Below are 19,936 nucleotides of genomic sequence, written 5' to 3' on the forward strand. Positions count from 1 at the left end.
TGTTAAGTTTTTGAAAATTTGCGCAGATGTCTTTGCAAAGTCTGACGGGAGATGTTATAGTTAAATTGAAACACTATGCATTCCCGACAGAAAGGAAAAAACGCCATGGAACATTTTGTGGAGTTTGAGGATGTCTGCAAATATTACCAGACCGGCAGCGTGAAGATCGCCGCCGCCGACCACATGAGCTTTTATGTGGACAAGGGGGAGTTCTGCATCATCGTGGGCCCCTCCGGCGCGGGCAAGACCACCCTGCTGAACATTCTGGGCGGCATGGACAGCTGCGATGAGGGCAGCGTCTGGCTGGACGGGCGGAACGTGGCACGCTTTACCCCCAAGGAGCTGACCACCTACCGCCGCTACGACGTGGGGTTCGTGTTCCAGTTCTACAATCTGGTGCAGAACCTGACCGCGCTGGAAAATGTGGAGCTTGCCAGCGAGATCTGCCGTGACCCGCTGGACCCCGCCGAGACGCTGCGCAGCGTGGGGCTGGGCGAGCGGCTGAACAACTTCCCTGCACAGCTGTCCGGCGGCGAGCAGCAGCGTGTGTCCATCGCCCGCGCGCTCGCCAAGAACCCGAAGCTGCTGCTGTGCGACGAGCCCACCGGCGCGCTGGACTACAAGACCGGCAAGCAGGTGCTGGCCCTGCTGCAGGACACCTGCCGCCGCACCGGACGCACTGTCATCGTCATTACCCACAACACCGCCCTGACCGGCATGGCAGACCGCATCATTCAGGTGCGCAGCGGTCAGATCGTGTCCAATCAGGTGAACGAGCACCCGGTTCCGGTGCAGGAGATCGAGTGGTGATATCATGCTGAAGAGTTATCGCAAAAACATCCTGCGGGAGATGAAGGGCAACCTGAGCCGCATGGTCTCGCTGTTCGGCATCGCGGCGCTGGGCGTGATGATGCTGACCGGCCTGATGTGCATTGCGCCCGATATGCGCAGCGCCGGGCAGGAATACTATGTGCAGCAGAACGTGTTCGACCTGCGGGTGCTGTCCACGCTGGGCCTGACGGAACAGGACATCGCCGCCATCGCAGCGGTGGACGGGGTGGAAGCCGTGCAGCCGGTGAAGTATCAGGACGTGGAAGCCCACTGGCAGGGCCGCGAGGACACCATCGTGGTGCGGCTGCAGCAGCTGCCTGCCGACCCGGAAGCCGACACTGCCGCCAACATGAACCGCCTTGTGCTGCGCAGCGGACGGATGCCGCAGGCAGACGATGAGTGCGTGGTGCATGTCATGGGCTACGAGGACCCGGTGGAGCTGGGCACGGTGCTGACCCTGCCGGAGGACACCGAAAACGTCCGCAAAAAGCAGTACACCGTGGTGGGCACCGTGCAGGACCCCCAGCACATCTCCACCGATAAGGAGAGCAGCACCGCAGGCAGCGGACAGCTGAACGCCATCGTGTTCCTGCCCGAGGGCAGCCTGACCACGGATTATTACACAGTGTGTTATATCAAGGCGGAAAATGCCGACCTGTACGACAACTACTCCGAGGAATATCAGGCGGCAGTGGATGCCGTGGCAGAAAACATCAAGGCCATCCAGTCCCAGCGGTGCGACATCCGGCGGGCGGAACTGATCGAGGATGCCAACGCAAAGCTGACCGATGCCCGGGCAGAGTACGACAGCCAGAAGGCGCAGGCCGAGCAGAAGTTTGCCGAAGCGGAACAGCAGCTGGCGGACGCGCAGGCGCAGCTGGACAGCGCCAAAGCCCGGCTGGATGCGGGCGAAGCGGAGCTTGCCGCCAACAAAAAGGCCCTGCCCGATACCATGCAGAGCGGTGCCGACACGCTGGTGACCAGCGAGGCGCAGGTGCTGGAATTTGAGGAGCAGCTGCAGCAGATGGAGCTGCTGGTGAACCTGAAAAAGGTGGCAGATCCCCTTCTGGGCTACGCCGAGACCGCCCTGAACAACGCCCGCAAGGCGCTGGACGAGGCCGAGCCGGAGGACGAGGAATACACAGAGCTGCGGGACGCCCTGCAGAAGGCGCAGGACGGCTACGACAACATCAACGGACAGCTGCAGGGCTATCAGGCACAGCTGGACGCAGGCAAACAGCAGATGTACCAGCAGGGACTGATCTCTTCCCCCACGCTGGACAATGACCGGCTCATCACCGAGGCGAAGGCGGCGCTGCGCAAGATGAAGCTGCAGCTTCTGCAGGGACAGCTGCAGCTGACCACCGGCACCGCCACCGCCTACACCCAGTTTGACGCCGCCCGGCAGCAGCTGGATGCGGGCTGGCAGGAATACAATGACGGTGTGCAGCAGCTGGCGGACTCCCGCGCGGAGTACCAGAGCCAGAAAGCCGATGCCGAAGAAAAACTGGCGCAGGGCCTTGCCCAGCTGAACGATGCCGAGGAGCAGGTCAGCCAGATCAAAAGCGGCGAGTGGTATGTGCTGGACCGGGGGTCCACCCTCAGCTTTGTCACCTTTGAGCAGTACGCCGACCGCATGGACGCCATCGCCCGGGTGTTCCCGGTGTTCTTCTTCCTGGTGGCGGCGCTGGTGGCCACCACCACCATGACCCGCATGGTGGACGAGAACCGTCTGCAGATGGGCACCCTGAAGGCGCTGGGTTACACCAAGGCTGCCATTGCGGGCAAGTATCTGTTCTATGCCCTCAGTGCCACAGTGCTGGGCAGCATCGTGGGCATGGTCATCGGCTTTGTGGTGTTCCCCTTCATCATCTGGAACGCCTATCAGCTGATCTTTGACCTGCCCACCTTCACCCTGCGCTTCTACCCGGGCATGGCGGCAGCCAGCGTGGCGCTCAGCGCTGCGGTCATCGGCCTTGCCACATGGAGCGCCTGCCGCTCCAGCCTGAAGGAGCGCACCGCCGCGCTGCTGCTGCCCCGGGCCCCGGTGGCGGGCAAGCGCATCTTTCTGGAGTACATCACCCCGCTGTGGAAGCACATGAGCTTTTCGCAAAAGACCACCGCCCGCAACCTGTTCCGCTATAAAAAGCGCTTCTTTATGACGGTGCTGGGCGTGGCGGGCTGCACAGCATTGCTGCTCATCGGCTTTGGCCTGCAGGACTCGCTGCTGCCCATCGTGGACAAGCAGACCTCGCAGCTGACCCACAACGACATGACCGTTTCCTTCCGCGACGAAAAGGCCCTGATCAATGAGGGCGGGCTTGCCGATGCGCTGAAGCAGGCGGGAACGGTGGACAGCTGGGGTGTGTTCTACGTCAAGTCCACCACCCTGTACAACGAGGCCGGCGACAGCGCCGAGATCAGCGTGGTGGGCGCGCAGAAGGACGCCGACATGACCAGCTGCTTCACCTTCCGCACCCGGAAGGACCACGAGGAGATCCCCTTTGACGACAGCAGCGTCATCCTGACCGAAAAGACCGCCCTGAATCTGGGCGTGAAGGTGGGGGACACCCTGTATGTGGAAGGCACCGATGGGCGGCGGGTGCCGGTGACCCTGACCGGCATCACCGAAAACTACATGTTCACCCGGCTGTATCTGTCCAACGCCCAGCTGAAGAGCTATCTGGACGGCGAACCGGCGTGGAACACCGTCTACGGCCTGACCCACTGCAAAAACGATGCCGAGTACAACGCCCTGCGGGCAAGGCTGCTGGAGTGCAGCTATGTCAGCGGCGTCAGCTTTACCGAGGACACCAACTCGATGTTCGACAACCTCATCGTCAGCCTGAACTCGGTGGTGGTGCTGATCATCGTCTGCGCGGCGGCGCTGGCAGCCGTGGTGCTGTACAACCTCATCAGCGTCAACCTTGCCGAGCGCAAGAAGGAGCTTGCCACCATCAAGGTGCTGGGCTTCTACGACAAAGAGGTCTACCGCTATATCTTCCGCGAGATCGAGCTGCTGGCGCTCATCGGCTCCGGCGTGGGCCTGCTGCTGGGTGTACCGCTGCACCGGTTCATCATCCTGACGGTGGAGATGGACCAGCTGATGTTCATCCGCACCATCGCCCCCCACAGCTATCTGCTGTCGGTGGCACTGACCATGCTGTTCACCGTTGTCGTCTGCCTTGGCATGCGCCGCCATGTCAAGCGCATCAGCATGGTGGAAAGCATGAAGGCACCGGAATAACGAGAAAAGAAAAAGTCATCTGCAGCCGGTCGGCTGCAGATGACTTTTTTGCTATGGAGAGGGTGCTTAGACGAAGGCTTTCAAAGGGGGAGGCAAGAAGCGCTCCCGTTATGCCCTTGGCTCCCCCTTCGGGGGAGCTGGCATCGCGCAGCGATGACTGAGAGGGTTTGTTACTGTAAGATCGGCAGTGCGGCCACTTCTGCCGCCACTTCGTCAGCCTGCTGCTGGGTGAACACCCGGCACTTGACCATCCGCTTCAGCACCACCTGCGCCCGCTTGAGGGCCAGTTCCGGGTTGCTGGCGTAGGCAGAGGGGGCGTTGGGCAGACCTGCCAGATAGACCGCTTCGGCGTCGGTGAGCTCGGCAGCCGTCTTGCCGAAGTAGCCCTCGGCGGCTTCCTCGATGCCATAGCAGCCGTTGCCGAAATAGATCGTGTTGGCGTACATCTCGAAGATCTGCTGTTTTGAGTAGGCCTTTTCCATGTCGATGGCCGCAAAGGCTTCGGCAGCCTTGCGGGTCAGTCGCTTTTCCTGCGTGAACAGGGCGTTCTTGGCCAGCTGCTGGGTGAGGGTGCTGCCGCCCTCGGCCAGCGACCGGGTGCGCAGATCGTACAGCAGCGCCCGGAAGATGGCCCCGGGGTCGATGCCTTTATGGGTCATGAAGTGCTCGTCCTCAGTGCAGATCACCGCCTGCACGAAGGTCTGGGGCAGCTGGTCGTAGGCCGCATAGTGGGTGCGGCTGCTGATGGTATCATACAGCGTGGCAATGGGCGTGACGCTGGCCGCGCTCTGATAAAGCTGACGGCCCTGATACACGAACCACCCGCCCGCCGCCAGCAGCAACAGCAGCAAAACCAGCAGTACCGTGAGCAGAGAGCGCTTGAGAAAACAGAAAAACCGGTGGAACATCGGGGAACTCCTTTGTTTTTTGGAAAATCACCATGCGGTAGGAACGTTACGCACCTATTATAACGGGCGTTTTTGAAGGTTCTGTGTAGGGCAGCTTGACAAAAGCTTAAGATTTCACTATACTACAACTAGAAAAGGCGCTGCCCGCAAGGGTCAGCTCCCATACCCGATCATCAAAATCAAAAGAGATTGACTGCGCGAGTTTGCGAGGCTGGGCGGTCAATCTCTTTTGTCATGTTTGCCTTCGATGTACTGTAACACCTGCAGCGTAATGTCCACCGTCCCGTGGATCACGGTGATGATGAGCGTCAGCAGAGCCAGAGTTTCCAGCAGCGTCATTTGGCATCCCCCCTTTGCCAGCAGGCTCGGGAAGATTTACACTTCAAAAAAGTTCCTTTCCCGGCGGCACAGACCGCTCCGAAGAACGAACTGCACAAGCTGGGCATGGAAGCATGACCACCTGTGATGCAGGCAGCACCTATCCACCACTCCATACGGGGTGGTGTTTTTAGTTTAGCATACTTTTGCGCGGAATACAACTGGGGGCCTGTCTCTCCCTATAGTCCTACTTTTAACAGAACTGCACAACCCGGGCAGTGCAAAATGGGAAAGCCATCGTGCAGAAAATGCAATCTGCAAAAAAGTGGAATTAACCTATTGACAAACTGGGTAAGAGGGAATATAATGCAAACAACAAATCCACAAACCTAGTGGGGAATTGAAATCGAGATTTCCCGAGCATCCGGTTTGTAGATGAGTGGGAAAGAAATTTTTTGAAAGGAGGGCACGAAAAATGAAGCTGATTTGGAACAACCTGCTGCATGCAAACTTCCGCTGTGGGCGAATGTGCGGTGACCGGGCAGAACATCTGGCTGTGAACTGTACGATGCCCTCTTGTTGTGCACGAATGTGTACCCAAATGTGACATTGGAACAGCCCTTAGCCTTGAATTGTGTTTGCCCGGTGCGCCTTGTATCACGCATCGGGATTTTTTGTATCAGAAAATTATACTAAATGTTGAAATAGAGAGGTAAAATACTATGTCTAACTATAAATTTGAGACCCTGCAGCTTCACGTTGGCCAGGAGCAGGCCGATCCCGCAACCGATTCCCGCGCAGTGCCCATCTACCAGACCACTTCTTACGTCTTCCGCAACAGCCAGCACGCTGCTGACCGCTTCGGTCTGGCCGACGCAGGCAACATCTACGGCCGCCTGACCAACTCCACCCAGGACGTCTTCGAGAAGCGCATCGCTGCTCTGGAAGGCGGCGTGGCTGCTCTGGCTACCGCTTCCGGTGCTGCTGCCATCACCTACACCATCGAGGCTCTGGCACAGGCCGGTGACCACATCGTGGCTCAGAAGACCATCTACGGCGGCAGCTACAACCTGCTGGAGCACACCCTGACCCAGTTCGGCGTCAAGACCACCTTCGTGAACGCCCACGACCTGGCCGAGGTGGAGAACGCCATCCAGCCCAACACCAAGGCCGTCTATCTGGAGACCCTGGGCAACCCCAACAGCGATATCCCCGACATCGACGCTATCGCAGCCATCGCTCATAAGCACGGCCTGCCGCTGGTCATTGATAACACCTTCGGCACCCCGTACCTGATCCGTCCCATCGAGCACGGCGCAGACATCGTGGTGCACTCCGCCACCAAGTTCATCGGCGGCCACGGCACCACCCTGGGCGGCATCATCGTGGACAGCGGCAAGTTCGACTGGAAGGCCAGCGGCAACTACCCCAACATCGCTGCCCCGAACCCCAGCTACCACGGCGTTTCCTTTGCCGAGGCTGCAGGCCCCGCCGCTTTCGTCACCTACATCCGCGCCATCCTGCTGCGTGATACCGGCGCGACCATCTCTCCGTTCAACGCCTTCCTGCTGCTGCAGGGCACCGAGACCCTGAGCCTGCGCATTGAGCGCCATGTGGAGAACACCAAGAAGGTCGTGGAGTTCCTGGCCAACCATCCGCAGGTCGAGAAAGTCAACCACCCCTCTCTGCCGGATCACCCGGACCATGCCCTGTATGAGAAGTACTTCCCCAACGGCGGTGCTTCCATCTTTACCTTCAACATCAAGGGCGGCCGTGAGGAAGCCTTTAAGTTCATCGACAACCTGAAGGTCTTCTCCCTGCTGGCAAATGTGGCCGACGTCAAGAGCCTGGTCATCCACCCGGCTTCCACCACCCACAGCCAGCTGAACGATGAGGAGCTGGCCGATCAGCAGATCTATCAGAATACCATCCGCCTGTCCATCGGCACCGAGCACATCGACGACATCATTGCCGACCTGGAAGCCGGTTTCGCAGCCGTCCGCGGCGAATAAATCTTCCGCCCGTCTCCCGAACTCCGGCGGAACATGTACCTTTTGCCTTGTCTCCTGAAAAATAAACTCTCCTGAATTCCTGATTCCAAAACACGCAGAATGCCCCGCCTGAACAAGGCCGGGGCGTTTTGTGTTGTAGGGAATGTGCGGCGCGCCCTCTCAGGTTTTTGCTGTCTGCCTCTTGACAAATAAAAATATCCTCATATAATTATCGATGGTAATTATCTTTGGTAATCTTTGTCTCAAAAAGGAGTTCCTCATGACCGTTGAACACATCAAGCAGCTGATGGATGCCTGCTACCTGGCCAAGCGCGCGCGGGACATGCTGCCGCCGCTGCCGGACGGGGTGCAGCCCTCCTACATCCGGTATCTGGACACCATCCAGAAGCTGCAGTCTCAGGGCAGGCGGGTGCGCGTGTCGGATCTGAGCGACGCGCTGGGTCTGCCGCGCCCGGGCGTGACCCGCACCGTAAAGGAGATGGAAGCGCAGGGCTACCTGCAAAAGCAGGTCTCGGCCGAGGATGGCCGGGTGACCTACCTGCAGCTCACCGCAGCGGGGGAGCAGCTCTCCCGCGAGTACGACGCCGACTATTTCCGGGCGCTGGCCCCGGCGCTGGACGGCATCTCGGATGCAGACGCCGTGTGCACCGTCCGCACCCTCGAAGCCTTTTATCAGGTGATGTATGAAAGGAGAAATACCCTTGAAAAATGATCGTTCGGATTTCACGCAGGGCAGCATCCTGAAAAAGCTGGCCCTGTTCATGCTGCCCATTCTAGGCGCACTGGTGCTGCAGGCCGCCTACGGCGCAGTGGACCTGCTGGTGGTGGGCCGCTTTGGCAGCACCTCGGGCCTGTCGGCGGTGTCCACCGGCAGCCAGGTGCTCAACCTCGTCACCTTTGTGGTCACCCAGTTCGCCATGGGCATCACGGTGCTCATCGCCCGCTATCTGGGCGAAAAGCGGCCCCAGTATATCGGGCAGGTCATCGGCGGCGGCGCGGTGGTGTTTGCCCTGATGGCAGCCGTGCTGTTCGTGGCGCTGGTGGGGTTTGCCCGGGGCATCTCGGTGCTGATGCAGGCCCCGGCGGAAGCGCTGGACCTGACGGCCAGCTATGTGCGCATCTGCGGTGCAGGCATCTTCTTCATTGTGGCCTATAATGTGCTTTCGGCCATCTTCCGCGGCCTTGGTGACAGCAAGTCGCCGCTGCTGTTCGTGCTGGTAGCCTGCATCGTGAATGTCTTCGGCGATCTGCTTCTGGTGGCCGGGCTGCACCTGGATGCCGCTGGTGCGGCCATCGCCACCGTGGCGGCACAGGCCGTCAGTGTGGTGTGCGCGGTGGCCATGCTGCTCAAAAAGAAAAAAGAGCTGCAGTTCAAACTGCAAAAGAGTGATTTCCGGCTGAATGCCCAGTGCCGCAAGTTCCTGGCCATCGGCCTGCCGCTGGCCCTGCAGGAATTTCTGACCCAGATGTCTTTTCTGGCCCTGTGTGCCTTCGTGAATCGGCTGGGTCTGGAAGCCTCCTCCGGCTACGGTGTAGCCAGCAAGATCGTCAACTTCGCCATGCTCATCCCCAGCGCTCTCATGCAGTCCATGGCGTCCTTTGTCTCTCAGAACATCGGCGCGGGCAACAAAAAGCGGGCACGGCAGTCTATGCTCACCGGCATCGGCGTCGGCCTTGCCTTCGGCTGCGCGGTGTTTGCGCTGGTGTGGTGCAAGGGCGACGTGCTGTGCAGCGCCTTCACCACCGAAGCGGGGGTCATCGCCAGCGGCTTTGCCTATCTGAAGGGCTTTGCACCGGAGACCATCGCCACGGCGGTGCTGTTCAGCATGGTGGGCTACTTCAACGGCAACGACAAAACCGTCTGGGTCATGGTGCAGGGCCTTATCCAGACGCTGCTGGTGCGCCTGCCCATGGCCTATTTCATGAGCATCCAGCCGAACGCCAGCCTGACCATGATCGGCCTGGCGGCCCCCACTTCCACTCTGGTGGGCGTCGTGCTGAACATCGGGTTCTATTTGTACCTGCAGCGGCAGGAGCGCAAGGCAGCGTGAGATAACAGAATAGAAACATGAGAAAAACCGAGGCGTGCCCCGCGTGGGGAGTGCCTCGGTTTTTTGGTTCGAATCCACCCGCGTGCCCTATTGGAAACGAACATATAACAAAAAGCTCAACGCGATCGTCCCCATTGGGAGAGACGAGGCAGTTGTGGGACAACTGTGGATTCGCGAGCCGCGCATCTAAAAAGGCCCCGCAGGGGCCTTTTTGCCCGCCGGACTGTTCGGCGGGCCGATGCTGTTCGAATCCACCCGCGTCTATGGCCGCAGCGGGGTTACATAAGAAAAACGCCTGTGTATTTCTACACAAGCGTTTTCTTGGTGGAGTGAAGCAACCCAAATCCGAACCATTGCCCTCTGGGGCATCTTTGGCGGCGATTTCATCGAAAGTGATGGTTTTTGTGCCGTCTTTGTAGTTGAATGTGATCAAAACTTTTTCATCATAGAGATAAACGGCGTTCACGAATGTATTGATGAGCGTTTCACGGTGGCTTTTCACATTCGGGTCGAGTTTGCGGAACCGGGTCAGCCAGAACCGAACCTGATTTTCGCTTAACCGTGGCCGAGCGATTTTTTCTTCGGCAATCCGAACCTCAAGTTCTTTCTGCTGGGCTTCCAGCTTTTCCAGACGTGCCTTGGTGGAGCTGGTCAGCACACCTGCTTGAATAGCGTTCAACATATTCTCGATGCCATTCTCTACCTCACGCATCTGCTTTTCCAGCAATGGGATCGTGGTGTTTTCCTGATCCTGCAACTCCATCACTTCCGCAACGATGGCATCAATCACGGCATCGTCCTGAATCAGCTTCATGGTTTCAGCTATGACCAAATCTTCCAGCCACTCTTTACGGACGGTCTTTTTCTTGCAGGTCTTGAAACGCTTCGCAGTGGCACACTTATAATAATGATGAACTACCTTGTTTCTACCCGTACCGCACTCGCCGAACATCATCGCGCCGCACATTCCGCAGAACAGCTTGGTGGTGAGCAAGTAATCGTCCTCGGCCTTGTGACGGGCAGGAGCGCGGCTGTTCTTCTTGATTTTTTGCTGCACTTCTTCAAACAAGTCCTTGTCCACGATGGCCGGGATGCTGTCGGGCATCACAATGTCCTTGAAGTGGTTTTCTCCGATGTACCGTTTGTTCGTCAGCAGCGTCTGAACACTGTTGTAGGTAAACTTCTGGTTGCGGTTGGTGGTCACGCCGCTGTCGTTCAGCCAGTTCATCAATTCTTTCATGGTCGCGCCATCGTTGTACCGCTGAAAGGCTTCTACCACAAAGGGAGCTTTCAGCGGGTCGACTTGAAAGAACTTCTCCTCATCCACCTTAAAACCAATGGGAATCGTGCCGCCGTTGTACTTCCCCTTCAGAACATTCTCGGTCATGCCGCGCACGACTTTTTCAGAAAGTTCTGCGGAATAGTATTCAGCCATGCCGGTGAGCATGCTCTTGACCATGATACCTGCAGGGCTGTCAGAGATAGGCTCCGTGGCAGATACCAGCTTGACATGATTTCGTTCCAGCTGATACTCATAGTGGGCCGAATCATAGCGGTTTCGGGCAAAACGGTCAAGCTTCCAGACCAGCACAATGTCAAACAACCGTTTCTCGCTGTCCTTGATCATCTGCTGGAAGTCCGGGCGGTTATCGGTTTTGGCGGAAAGGGCGCGGTCAATGTAGTGCTTGACCACGGTAATGCCGTTCTTTTCGGCGTAGGCCGTACACTCGCGAATCTGACCTTCGATGGATTCTTCGCGCTGGTTATCGCTGGAATAGCGAGCATAAATCACGGCGGTCATGCAAACACCCCTTTCACTTCATTCTCCGCAGGCGGCGCACAAGGTCGGATGCACTGTACAGCACACGGGCTACCGACACCGCATCCTCGCTCACGATGTAGAACACCGAGTAGTTGTCCACCAGCATCTGCCGCAGCCCTTGGGTGCGCTCCGGCTCGCTTTCCACTAGCGCACAGCGTTCCGGCAGGATGTTCAGCGACTGGATTGCTTCTGCAATGCGGTCATACTGTCGCATTGCGGTGTCAGATTCCAACAGACGGTCGGCAATGTAGCTGTAGATCTGCTCCATATCGCTGAGTGCCATCCGGGAAATTTTCACATCATACTGTTTCATCTGTGCTGTTCCCTGAACTGGGCGAATGCGCTTGCGGCATCCACGGTGTCACCGTTCTGTATTTCTTTGATGCCCACCTGCAAGTCTGCATGGAGCTGGTCATCGGTCATAGTGTCAGCGTTCAGCGCAGCCGGAGCCTTCGGCAGGGACAGCGAGAACGGAATGCCGCCAGTCAGGGTAATCTGGCGCAGGTACATATCAATGGCTGTTGCCATTGGGATGCCGAGCTGCTTCAGCACATCCTCGGCTTGCTGTTTAACGCTGGGGCTGACTCGGACGTTCAGCATCATCGTTTTTTCCATGGTTATCACCTCGAAATTATTGTAATGCTTTTTGCTTTACAAGTCAACCGAGTGCGCAACCTCAATCAAAGTTCTCTCAGTTGCACAATATTTCTCGTGATATATTGGTTAAAGTACCAAACATTTTCAAGCTGCTATTTTATTTGCAACAAATAAAACGCATTTTCCGTATATTCATTAGATTATATATTTGTCGCTTTACCAATATTTATAAAAACACAAAGGGGATAATTATGGAGATTGTATGGTTAAATACGGAAGTTGACGCTATCCATTACGTCTACGATTATGCGGTTCCTAAACAAATACCACTTGATACTTTTGAAAAATTCGTTCGGAGCAGCAAAGAAGGAACCTTGCCTGAATTTTATGTAATATCTGAAAACGGGAAATATATCGGATATATTTTATTACTAGCCGACAAAAAAGAAGATATTCCGAAGCCTTTTACATTTCTTGCATGTCATAATGGCGATACTCTATCAAAAGAAAATCACAAAAAAATCTTGGAATTTATCAATAAACAGTGTCATGCAAACGGATGGAATAAACTCGCTTGGTTGGCTGAACAAGAAAGTCATCAATTGTAAAAAAGTCTTCAGTTCTTAAAGGTAGCCTGAGGAATCATGCTCATTCTAAAACCCCACCTGAAACAGACTCTTTTAATTGAAATGCCTGTTGCAGATGGGGTTCACTTTATACTATATACTGCTTTATACATGAACTTTTGCTTAGTCATTCTTATTGCTGCCGATCAGCTCCATCCTGCAAGCACTCCAAAAGATGTCCATAAAGCCTATTGCCTGCATATTTAAGAGAAAGCGGATATGCTCTTTTACCATTGATTTGAATGTAGCCATTTTCAGAAACCGTTATGCGAATATCTGGCATTCCGTCCATTGTTTCACCAAAAGCTATCGTGAGTTCATTGAGTGCACCGCTATCACCAGAACCACCAGCATAATCAGTGACAAAATATGTCTGCTCAAAAGTTTTGGCAATATCTATATATGTCAGGTGATCCTTTTCAAATAGCCAAGACTGGTCAATTTGAGCACCATTAGTGTCTACTGTAAGATGGTATGCTGATACTATCCTGCATTGTTTCAATGGACGTTCTATTATCACAAAGTGAGTGACTTTTATACAAATCAGTATGACCACCAAAATCAAGGTCACAGTCATTGTGATTACTTTTTCTTTTTTTCTCATCATAAATAGACAATACACCTCCAATTTTTTGCTCCCAATAGGAGCATTTGTTTAGTTAACGTGGTTTGCCGTGTGTTTGTGACAACTTTTTTGAAAAAATTTCTGCTTTTTGTTATATTTGTATACTTGTACAAAAAACTCCATGCTATTTGTGAATTCCAACAAATAGCATGGAGTTTCATATTAAAATACGTTTTCAGCAATTTTCATAATCTCATCTCGTGAAATGTTTCCCATAATCGTGTTTGAAACGCCTCCTCGCTCCCAGCTTAAAATATAAACGGTGTCTCCGTTTTCTCCTACGCTCGTTCCCAAAGTTGCGTCTACATCTCCAACTTTTACATTCTCATAAGTTGTATGCTCATTGTCAAACGAGGACTGTTGCCCCGGCTGTATAATGGAGCAGCGAACAGTATATCCTTTACCGCTTTCTTTTGACGAGTAAACGTGCAAAAAGTTTTCTGCTCTTTCAAATTCCTGCTCACGATCTCGTTCAAAGCCATCCAGCACATAATGGTCGCTGTATCCATTCGGAAGCTGTTCCAACGGTTCGCCGTCCACTTGATACGTCAGCTGCATCTCAATAGGAAAGAACTTCTGAATCATCGTATAGACTGCCTTGCGGAAGTCTGCGCTTACCGCAAGTGCGCCGAGAGTTAAAATTACCAGCGTCAGGACCGCAACAAGCACTCGCTTCAGCACAGGGCGGCGTTTATGCAACGCCGCTTGCAGGCGGGCATCCCATCGGGAAGTGTCCGGGTAGCGTTCTTTAAGCTGCGCCGGAGTTGGTAGCTCGTTCAGTTCTTTCTGTGCATCTGCATGGAGTGCCATCACCAACGCAGTGTCAAAAGAAACTTCTGTCTGCTCACTCATGGTGGTTCAACTCCTTCCACAATAGTTTTCTTCCACGGAAAAGCCGCATCCGAACCACTTCGTCCGTCAGACCAAGCGATTCGGCAATCTCCCGGTTGGTATAGCCCATTGCCAAAAGGCGAAGAGGATCACGGTACATCGGTTTCATCTGTCCGATCAGTTCTGTCAGATGTTGGATGTTATCGGTGCTGACTGCTGCATCATCTGGCACTGGGGCATCATCTGGTGCGTCCGGGATTTCTTCCAGCGGTTCTTCCCGCTGCTTGCGAAGCATATCGTATGCACGGCTTCTACTACAACTAACGAGATAAGCAGCGAGTTCGTGACAGTTTTCTCGATGAATTTTAGAAAAATTTTTGGCAACGTACAAAAACACCTCTTGCAGTACATCTTCTGCCAGATACGAATCGCCCATAATTTTGTAAGCGGTATGGTAGACCAGCCGTTTGTAGGTATTATATACATCTATAAACTGTTCTTCGCTGCTCCGGTCATCCAGAACTGCCAGATACATTGCCAGCATTTTCGCTCACATCCCTCTTATCGGGAGGAATTATGTCAATTTGACACAATTCCTCTCTGCCCATTCATAAAAACCACCACGGCAGTTCCAGCCACAGGTTATCCATGGCCTGTTCTTCGGTCTTTTTGGCGCGGCCTTTCGTCAGGTGAAAGTATATCGCCGTGCCGATCAGCGGATGTTCCTCGCCATCGGTAAAGCCATAGCGGTACAGCAGATAGGTCTGTTCCCGCTGGGTCAGCCGTTTCAGACCATCGTACAGTTCCCGGCGCGATTCCTGCTCTTCCATAATACTCTGCGGCTGCATGGCATAAGGGTCGGCTATGGCTTCGATGCGCCGCAGTTGTTCCTCTCCCGGCAGAACATCGTCCAGCGAAACGCGCTGGTAGCAGATACCGTCCTTGTCCTCCGTTACCATCCGCTGCTCAAAAGCGGCAAAGGCATCCCGCACCATGTCCATCATGGCGTTATGAATGGCAGGAGCCGCATAGGTCAGGAACTTCATGCCGCGCGCTGCATCGAACTTCGGCACAGCTTTCCATAAGCCCAGATTGCCCGCCTGTTTCAAATCGTCCGTGTCAAGGTTCAGGCCGGACTGTGCCAGATTCATGCTGCGGAAAAGGTCATTTTCCACCTTGCCAATAAAGGACTTGTTGTTGTCGATCAGGCTGTCCAGTGCGGCAGCATCGCCTTTCTGTGCCAGCGCACAAAGCCGTTCATTCGTCTGCTTCATGGGCGTTTTCCTGCTCTGCGGCAGACTGCAAGATTCCCAGCAGACCGTTCCGCAGCTGTTCCAGTGTTTCTGGCGTGGCTCCCTCCATGCCCGAAACGCTACCCAACATTGCGTCTGTCAGCTGCTCTGCCGTAATCGTTGGGTGCTGCACATCCTGCCCTTTGGTCAATTCGGTGAACATCTTCTCTGCCACTTTCTTGCTCATGGCTTCCTGTTTGGCGTAATGGCTCCCGATCCCCTTTTTGATTTCCTTGACCGCCGCCATGAAGTACATTTCAATGTCATCAAGATCGCCTTGATACACCGGCTTTCTCCGAAGGCTGATGTCCTTTGCGGCTTTAGTTGCTGCCGAGGTCTTGACCTTTGTGCGCAGCAGGGTGCTCAATGTCGTGAGCATGGCGTTCTGTGCTGCAATGCCGGATGCAAACGTATCATCAAAATACTGCGCTATGCGGTAAGTAAGCTCTGCAAAGCGGGCATTTTCCAGCAGTAGATTGACCACCTCTGTATTGACACGCCCTGTGTAGAGGTTCTTTGCAGCTTCTACGGACAAGCCCAGTTCGGCAATGTCGTAGTTCTTGCGATCGGGGATGTTGGTTTCTCCCAGCAGGAAATCCGTAGATACGTTGAACAGCCTTGCGATCTTCAGCACCTGCTCATGGGTCAGCGTCCCTTTTGCACCGCTTATGAAGCGGCTGATGGTGCTTTTGGAGCAGCCGATTTCCTTGGCAAGCTCCGGTTGGCTTATGTTGTGCTCTTTCATCAAGTCCGCAAGACGGACGTTGGATGGTGCGGGCAGATATTCCTGTGCCACGTGGTCGGCCCTCCTTTTGGCGTTTTTTCTCATTATAATACGCTCTGCCGTTTTGTTCAATATACGGTTACCTCTCCGCCCTTGCTGTTGCAGTCCTGCAACCAGTGAGGGCATTTTTCTTTTTCCGTTGCAGTTCTGCCGCTTTTTTGCTCTTTCCGCAAAATTCCCCGTATATTCAGGCACAAGGCAAAAAACACCAGAGTTCCCACTTTGGGGTACTCTGGTGCAACGCACGAAATAAAGGAGGAATGCCCTTGAGCCTGTATCAAACTGTCAAGTCCGCCATCACCGTTCGGCAGGTGGGAGAAATGTATGGTATGGAGCCAGACCGCCATGGCATGGTGTGCTGTCCGTTCCATTCTGACAGCGACCCCAGCATGAAGCTGAACGACACCTATTATTACTGCTTTGGCTGCGGAGCCAACGGCGATGCCATCGACCTCACCGCCAAGCTGTTTGACCTGAACCCCCGGCAAGCCGCCGAGAAGCTCGCAAGTGACTTCGGGCTTGACCCGGATAAGCCGCCCGCCAATGCCATCGCCCTGCCGCCGCCCAAGCGTGGCCTGGCAGACGAGCAGTGGGCAGACATCGCCTACTACCTGCGGGTGCTGACCGATTATCTCGACCTGCTGCACGACTGGCAGGAGCGCTACAAGCCCGCCACCCCGGAGGAACCGCATGACCCACGGTTTGAAGAAGCCCTCTACATGACCGAGACCATCGAGCACCTGACGGACTGCGTTGCATTTGGAACACCCCAGCAGAAGGCTGATGCCGCCGCACGGCTGCTGTCCGGGTCGTACCTGCTGATGCTGGAGGAGCGCACCGACCGCATTGCTCTGGCAAAGTGCGCCTGACGATTCATTCACCTAAAGTGGTGCTTATCATTATGATAAACACCACTTTACTTTTTTAAAGGAGAACCACCACATGAAGAAAAACATTTCCCGCAACCCCTTATGGCCGGACTGGTACAACGGCAAGAAGATCGATGAAGTCCAGTTTGGCCGTGCCTTTCTGGAACAGTGGCCGCTGAAATGCGTCAACGGAACGCTGTACACGCTGGACGGCCCGGTAGAGGATGAGAGCGAGATCAAGCAGCGCATCTTGGAGAACATTGAGGAATATGTCACCTCCGGCCTGTCAAAAAAGGTCACCAACATTCTGGAGACCATCAAGCTGCTGGCCTTTTCCGACCCGTTCCCCATCGAGCAGGACTGCATCCACCTCCAGAACGGCGTGTACCATCTGCCGGACGGCTCTTTTCAGGAGAGCCGCCTGTTCTGTCAGAACCGCCTCCCGGTGAAATACGACCCCAAGGCCCCCAGCCCGGAACGCTGGCTGACCTTTCTGCACGAGCTGCTGGACGATGCCGATATCCCCACCTTGCAGGAATATCTGGGCTACTGCCTGATCCCCAGCACCAAAGGGCAGAAGATGATGCTCATTGTCGGCAAAGGCGGCGAGGGCAAATCCCGCATCGGGCTGGTGCTCAAGCGGCTCATGGGAGATGCCGCCAGCAACGGCAGCGTCCAGAAAGTCGAGAACAACCGCTTTGCCCGTGCCGATCTGGAACGCCGCCTGCTGATGATCGACGATGACATGGACATGAACGCCCTGCCTAAGACGAATTATATTAAGACCATCGTGACCGCCGAAGCCAAGCTGGACTTGGAGCGCAAGGGTGTCCAGAGCTACCAGCGGGACATTTACGCCCGGTTCCTCTGCTTCGGCAACGGCGCGTTGACCTCGCTGTATGACCATTCGGACGGTTTCTTTCGCCGCCAGCTTATCCTGACCACTAAGGACAAGCCTGCCGACCGCACGGATGACCCCTTCCTTGTGGAGAAGATGTGCGCCGAGTTGGAAGGCATCCTGCTCTGGTGTCTGGAAGGGCTGCACCGGCTGGTGCAGAACGATTTCCGCTTCACGGTCAGCGAACGAGCCGCTGCCAACGTGGACACCATCAAACGCAGCAGCAACAATGTCATCGACTTCATGGAGTCCGAGGGCTATTTCCGCTTCAAGGCGGACTACTCCATCAGCTCCAAGGAGTTCTACGACATTTATAAGCAGTGGTGTGAGGACAACGCCTGCCACAGCGTATCGGCGATCCGTTTCAGCGCAGAGCTGCGCCAGAATGACCGCCGTTACAACCTTGAAGCAACCAACAACATTTATCTGCCCGGTGGCCGCAGGGTGCGGGGTTTCGTGGGCATTGAGCCGCTTGTCCACCCCTGTCCGTAAAAAGTGCATTTTTCACGGAAGAAGTTCGTACAACCTGTACGGTCTGTACTTGTACGCACCTGTACAGCGAATTGAAACAAATTAAAACGTGTTATCGTTTATATTTCGAATTTCCGTACGTCGTACGAACCGTACAGGTTATTTGAACTCCGTACGCGATTTTTTCAGATGTGTACGGAGCAATCAAGTTCGCATTGTGCGAACTTGTCGGGGCGAGGCCCCTCCATCTTGCTGGCGCAAGACCGTTCGGTCACTTAAAAGCCCCACTGGGGCTTTCATTGCTTCGCAAACGTGAACTCGATTAACTCTCCCGCAGGAGACGTTCCCCCTCGGAGAGTCCTCGAAGAGCCCACTACACTTTGCAGCCCATAGGGATGAAAGTGTTATAGTGGGTTATTACACTTCCGCAGAAGTGCATCTCCGTTCCCCGTCACCTCTCGATGAACCTTGAAAGGAGGGATGCCCTTTGGCAAGAAATGATGGCATTGACCGCACCAGTGTTCGAAATCTCGCCGTTTCGGACAAGGCCGTTGGCAACACTCAGCAGCACAACGAGCGCGAAAAGGACAGCTACCGGAACCCCGACATCATCCCCCAGCGCACTGCATGGAACATCCACTTCAAAAAGCCAACCGCCAGCTACACCGACCTGTTCTCCCAACTGGAAACCGCTGGCACGATTTCAACGCGCGGCTTGAAGCCGGATGCCACCCATTACTGCGAGCTTGTCTTTGATGTCAACTCGGCCTACTTTGACAACCACGGCGGCTACGAGTTCGCCAAGCAGTTCTATGAGAATGCCTACAAAGCAGCCGTTCAGATCGTGGGTGGTGAGCAGTATATCCTCTCGGCAGTCATGCACGCCGACGAGATCAACCGTGCCATGACCGAAGCACTAGGCCGGGAGGTCTACCACTACCATCTCCATGTGGTCTATGTACCTGTCGTGGAAAAGCAAATCCTGTGGTCGAAACACTGCAAGGACAAGGCACTGGTGGGCACAATCAAGGAGACCGTCATGCAGGTCAGCCGGAGCAAGAAGTGGGCTTCCAAGCCCCTGCTGGACGATGCCGGAAAGCCTGTCCTGCAAAAGAACGGCAAGCCAGTCCTGAAGAAGTCGTACAGTGTCCTGCAAGACGATTTCTTCAACTATATGCGCAATGCCGGGTACACGGATGTAGAGCGCGGTGAGCGTGGCAGCACTGAAGAACACCTGACCGTCACCCAGTTCAAAGTTCAACGGGAGCAGGAACGGCTGGACAGCCTGACCGCCCAGATTGACCAGAAAGAGCAGCACCTCACCCAAACCAACAAAACCCTCTCCAAGACCGAAAAGGAACTTGCCGCTGTGCAGAAAAAGGCCACGCTCACAAAAGAAGCCCTCATTCATGCGCGCGATCTAGATTATATCGGCAAGCGCACCTTTCTCGGTAACTACTCACTGACCGAAGAAGAATTTTCCAAGCTGAAAAAGCAAGCCGACCACGGCTATATGATGGACGTGGAGAACCGCCGCTTGAAAGAAGAACTTTCCACCGCCAAGAAGGAAGCTGCTCATTGGGGTCAAAAGTATCATGAACTCTGGTATGAAGTGAAGCCCTATCTGGACGCGCTCCACCGTGCGCCCGAACTGGTGCGCGGCTTTCTGGAAAAGATTCTTGCCCCCAAGCAGGAGCTCACCATGAATGTGCAGCAGCGAAACCGCAGGCGTAGTCAAGATATGGAACTTTGAT

At 55.0% G+C, this 19,936-nt stretch carries 17 protein-coding genes and 1 pseudogene; 9 read left to right on the top strand and 9 right to left on the bottom strand.

Annotated elements, in window-relative coordinates:
• Positions 1-105: 105 nt before the first annotated feature.
• A complete protein-coding gene (locus CGS49_RS02780) occupies positions 106-810 on the top strand; it encodes an ABC transporter ATP-binding protein (protein WP_097800418.1) in 705 nt (234 codons plus the stop codon).
• A 4-nt stretch (positions 811-814) separates the two neighbouring features.
• A complete protein-coding gene (locus CGS49_RS02785) occupies positions 815-4,078 on the top strand; it encodes an FtsX-like permease family protein (RefSeq protein WP_097800419.1) in 3,264 nt (1,087 codons plus the stop codon).
• 170 nt (positions 4,079-4,248) lie between these two features.
• Here the strand turns inward: CGS49_RS02785 and CGS49_RS02790 are convergent, their stop codons facing one another.
• Positions 4,249-4,986 carry a transglycosylase domain-containing protein gene (locus tag CGS49_RS02790; RefSeq protein WP_097800420.1) on the bottom strand — a complete coding sequence of 246 codons (738 nt, stop codon included), beginning with the start codon at positions 4,984-4,986 and terminating at the stop codon, positions 4,249-4,251.
• 1,040 nt (positions 4,987-6,026) lie between these two features.
• On the opposite strand from CGS49_RS02790, the gene CGS49_RS02795 reads away from it, so the two are divergent.
• From CGS49_RS02795 to CGS49_RS02805, 3 genes and pseudogenes are all read left to right on the top strand, one after another.
• A complete protein-coding gene (locus CGS49_RS02795) occupies positions 6,027-7,316 on the top strand; it encodes an O-acetylhomoserine aminocarboxypropyltransferase/cysteine synthase family protein (protein ID WP_097800421.1) in 1,290 nt (429 codons plus the stop codon).
• 259 nt (positions 7,317-7,575) lie between these two features.
• The gene (locus CGS49_RS02800; RefSeq protein ID WP_097800422.1) at positions 7,576-8,028 is read left to right on the top strand and encodes a MarR family winged helix-turn-helix transcriptional regulator; all 453 of its coding nucleotides are present in this window, start codon (positions 7,576-7,578) and stop codon (positions 8,026-8,028) included.
• A gap of 49 nt (positions 8,029-8,077) precedes the next feature.
• Positions 8,078-9,223: pseudogene (locus tag CGS49_RS02805) on the top strand (MATE family efflux transporter); the annotation flags it as partial.
• 13 nt (positions 9,224-9,236) lie between these two features.
• Here the strand turns inward: CGS49_RS02805 and CGS49_RS02810 are convergent.
• From CGS49_RS02810 to CGS49_RS02820, 3 genes are read right to left on the bottom strand one after another with little or no spacing between them, the layout of a single operon-like run.
• Positions 9,237-11,168: a recombinase family protein gene (locus CGS49_RS02810; protein WP_343215852.1), complete on the bottom strand. Its 1,932-nt coding sequence runs from the start codon at positions 11,166-11,168 to the stop codon at positions 9,237-9,239.
• A gap of 13 nt (positions 11,169-11,181) precedes the next feature.
• Positions 11,182-11,502 (bottom strand): type II toxin-antitoxin system RelE/ParE family toxin, encoded by a 321-nt coding sequence (locus tag CGS49_RS02815; protein WP_055187107.1) that lies wholly within the window; start codon positions 11,500-11,502, stop codon positions 11,182-11,184.
• Positions 11,499-11,804 carry a type II toxin-antitoxin system RelB/DinJ family antitoxin gene (locus tag CGS49_RS02820; RefSeq protein ID WP_097779588.1) on the bottom strand — a complete coding sequence of 102 codons (306 nt, stop codon included), beginning with the start codon at positions 11,802-11,804 and terminating at the stop codon, positions 11,499-11,501. Before CGS49_RS02820 ends, CGS49_RS02815 begins: the two co-directional genes overlap by 4 nt.
• 233 nt (positions 11,805-12,037) lie before the next feature.
• Here CGS49_RS02820 and CGS49_RS02825 point away from each other — a divergent pair, with 233 nt between their 5' ends.
• Entirely contained in the window at positions 12,038-12,394 is a 357-nt protein-coding gene (locus CGS49_RS02825) for a hypothetical protein (protein WP_097779587.1), read from the top strand.
• A gap of 151 nt (positions 12,395-12,545) precedes the next feature.
• Here the strand turns inward: CGS49_RS02825 and CGS49_RS02830 are convergent, their stop codons facing one another.
• From CGS49_RS02830 to CGS49_RS02850, 5 genes are all read right to left on the bottom strand, one after another.
• On the bottom strand, positions 12,546-13,019 hold the full coding sequence (locus CGS49_RS02830) for a hypothetical protein (RefSeq protein ID WP_143405797.1): 474 nt from the start codon (positions 13,017-13,019) through the stop codon (positions 12,546-12,548).
• A 180-nt stretch (positions 13,020-13,199) separates the two neighbouring features.
• Positions 13,200-13,889, bottom strand: a complete 690-nt coding sequence (locus CGS49_RS02835; RefSeq protein WP_097800425.1) for a DUF4367 domain-containing protein — start codon at positions 13,887-13,889, stop codon at positions 13,200-13,202.
• Positions 13,882-14,412, bottom strand: coding sequence for an RNA polymerase sigma factor (locus CGS49_RS02840; RefSeq protein ID WP_097800426.1), 531 nt, complete (start codon positions 14,410-14,412; stop codon positions 13,882-13,884). The genes CGS49_RS02835 and CGS49_RS02840 overlap by 8 nt, the downstream gene beginning before the upstream one ends.
• 64 nt (positions 14,413-14,476) lie before the next feature.
• The gene (locus CGS49_RS02845; RefSeq protein WP_097800427.1) at positions 14,477-15,142 is read right to left on the bottom strand and encodes a sigma-70 family RNA polymerase sigma factor; all 666 of its coding nucleotides are present in this window, start codon (positions 15,140-15,142) and stop codon (positions 14,477-14,479) included.
• A complete protein-coding gene (locus tag CGS49_RS02850) occupies positions 15,126-16,070 on the bottom strand; it encodes a helix-turn-helix domain-containing protein (RefSeq protein WP_242975339.1) in 945 nt (314 codons plus the stop codon). Before CGS49_RS02850 ends, CGS49_RS02845 begins: the two co-directional genes overlap by 17 nt.
• Before the next feature lie 134 nt (positions 16,071-16,204).
• Between CGS49_RS02850 and CGS49_RS02855 the strand changes: the two genes are divergently transcribed.
• The 3 genes from CGS49_RS02855 (at position 16,205) to CGS49_RS02865 (ending at position 19,935) form a co-directional block, all read left to right on the top strand.
• Complete coding sequence (locus tag CGS49_RS02855; RefSeq protein ID WP_097800429.1) at positions 16,205-16,813, top strand: CHC2 zinc finger domain-containing protein; 609 nt, start codon at positions 16,205-16,207, stop codon at positions 16,811-16,813.
• Positions 16,814-16,886: 73 nt separating this feature from the next.
• Positions 16,887-18,203 (top strand): DNA primase family protein, encoded by a 1,317-nt coding sequence (locus CGS49_RS02860; protein WP_097800430.1) that lies wholly within the window; start codon positions 16,887-16,889, stop codon positions 18,201-18,203.
• 466 nt (positions 18,204-18,669) lie between these two features.
• Complete coding sequence (locus CGS49_RS02865) at positions 18,670-19,935, top strand: plasmid recombination protein (protein ID WP_097800431.1); 1,266 nt, start codon at positions 18,670-18,672, stop codon at positions 19,933-19,935.
• Position 19,936 lies beyond the last annotated feature (1 nt).

Source organism: Faecalibacterium langellae, from assembly GCF_002549775.1.
In the GTDB taxonomy this organism is placed as follows: Bacteria; Bacillota; Clostridia; order Oscillospirales; family Ruminococcaceae; genus Faecalibacterium; species Faecalibacterium langellae.

Coding starts and splice junctions, on each gene's coding strand:
- CGS49_RS02850 (WP_242975339.1), bottom strand. CDS start 16,070: ATGCCCTCACTGGTTGCAGGACTGCAACAGCAAGGGCGGAGAGGTAAC.
- CGS49_RS02800 (WP_097800422.1), top strand. CDS start 7,576: ATGACCGTTGAACACATCAAGCAGCTGATGGATGCCTGCTACCTGGCC.
- CGS49_RS02860 (WP_097800430.1), top strand. CDS start 16,887: ATGAAGAAAAACATTTCCCGCAACCCCTTATGGCCGGACTGGTACAAC.
- CGS49_RS02825 (WP_097779587.1), top strand. CDS start 12,038: ATGGAGATTGTATGGTTAAATACGGAAGTTGACGCTATCCATTACGTC.
- CGS49_RS02810 (WP_343215852.1), bottom strand. CDS start 11,168: ATGACCGCCGTGATTTATGCTCGCTATTCCAGCGATAACCAGCGCGAA.
- CGS49_RS02840 (WP_097800426.1), bottom strand. CDS start 14,412: ATGCTGGCAATGTATCTGGCAGTTCTGGATGACCGGAGCAGCGAAGAA.
- CGS49_RS02790 (WP_097800420.1), bottom strand. CDS start 4,986: ATGTTCCACCGGTTTTTCTGTTTTCTCAAGCGCTCTCTGCTCACGGTA.
- CGS49_RS02785 (WP_097800419.1), top strand. CDS start 815: ATGCTGAAGAGTTATCGCAAAAACATCCTGCGGGAGATGAAGGGCAAC.
- CGS49_RS02795 (WP_097800421.1), top strand. CDS start 6,027: ATGTCTAACTATAAATTTGAGACCCTGCAGCTTCACGTTGGCCAGGAG.
- CGS49_RS02815 (WP_055187107.1), bottom strand. CDS start 11,502: ATGAAACAGTATGATGTGAAAATTTCCCGGATGGCACTCAGCGATATG.
- CGS49_RS02855 (WP_097800429.1), top strand. CDS start 16,205: ATGCCCTTGAGCCTGTATCAAACTGTCAAGTCCGCCATCACCGTTCGG.
- CGS49_RS02780 (WP_097800418.1), top strand. CDS start 106: ATGGAACATTTTGTGGAGTTTGAGGATGTCTGCAAATATTACCAGACC.
- CGS49_RS02835 (WP_097800425.1), bottom strand. CDS start 13,889: ATGAGTGAGCAGACAGAAGTTTCTTTTGACACTGCGTTGGTGATGGCA.
- CGS49_RS02845 (WP_097800427.1), bottom strand. CDS start 15,142: ATGAAGCAGACGAATGAACGGCTTTGTGCGCTGGCACAGAAAGGCGAT.
- CGS49_RS02830 (WP_143405797.1), bottom strand. CDS start 13,019: ATGATGAGAAAAAAAGAAAAAGTAATCACAATGACTGTGACCTTGATT.
- CGS49_RS02820 (WP_097779588.1), bottom strand. CDS start 11,804: ATGGAAAAAACGATGATGCTGAACGTCCGAGTCAGCCCCAGCGTTAAA.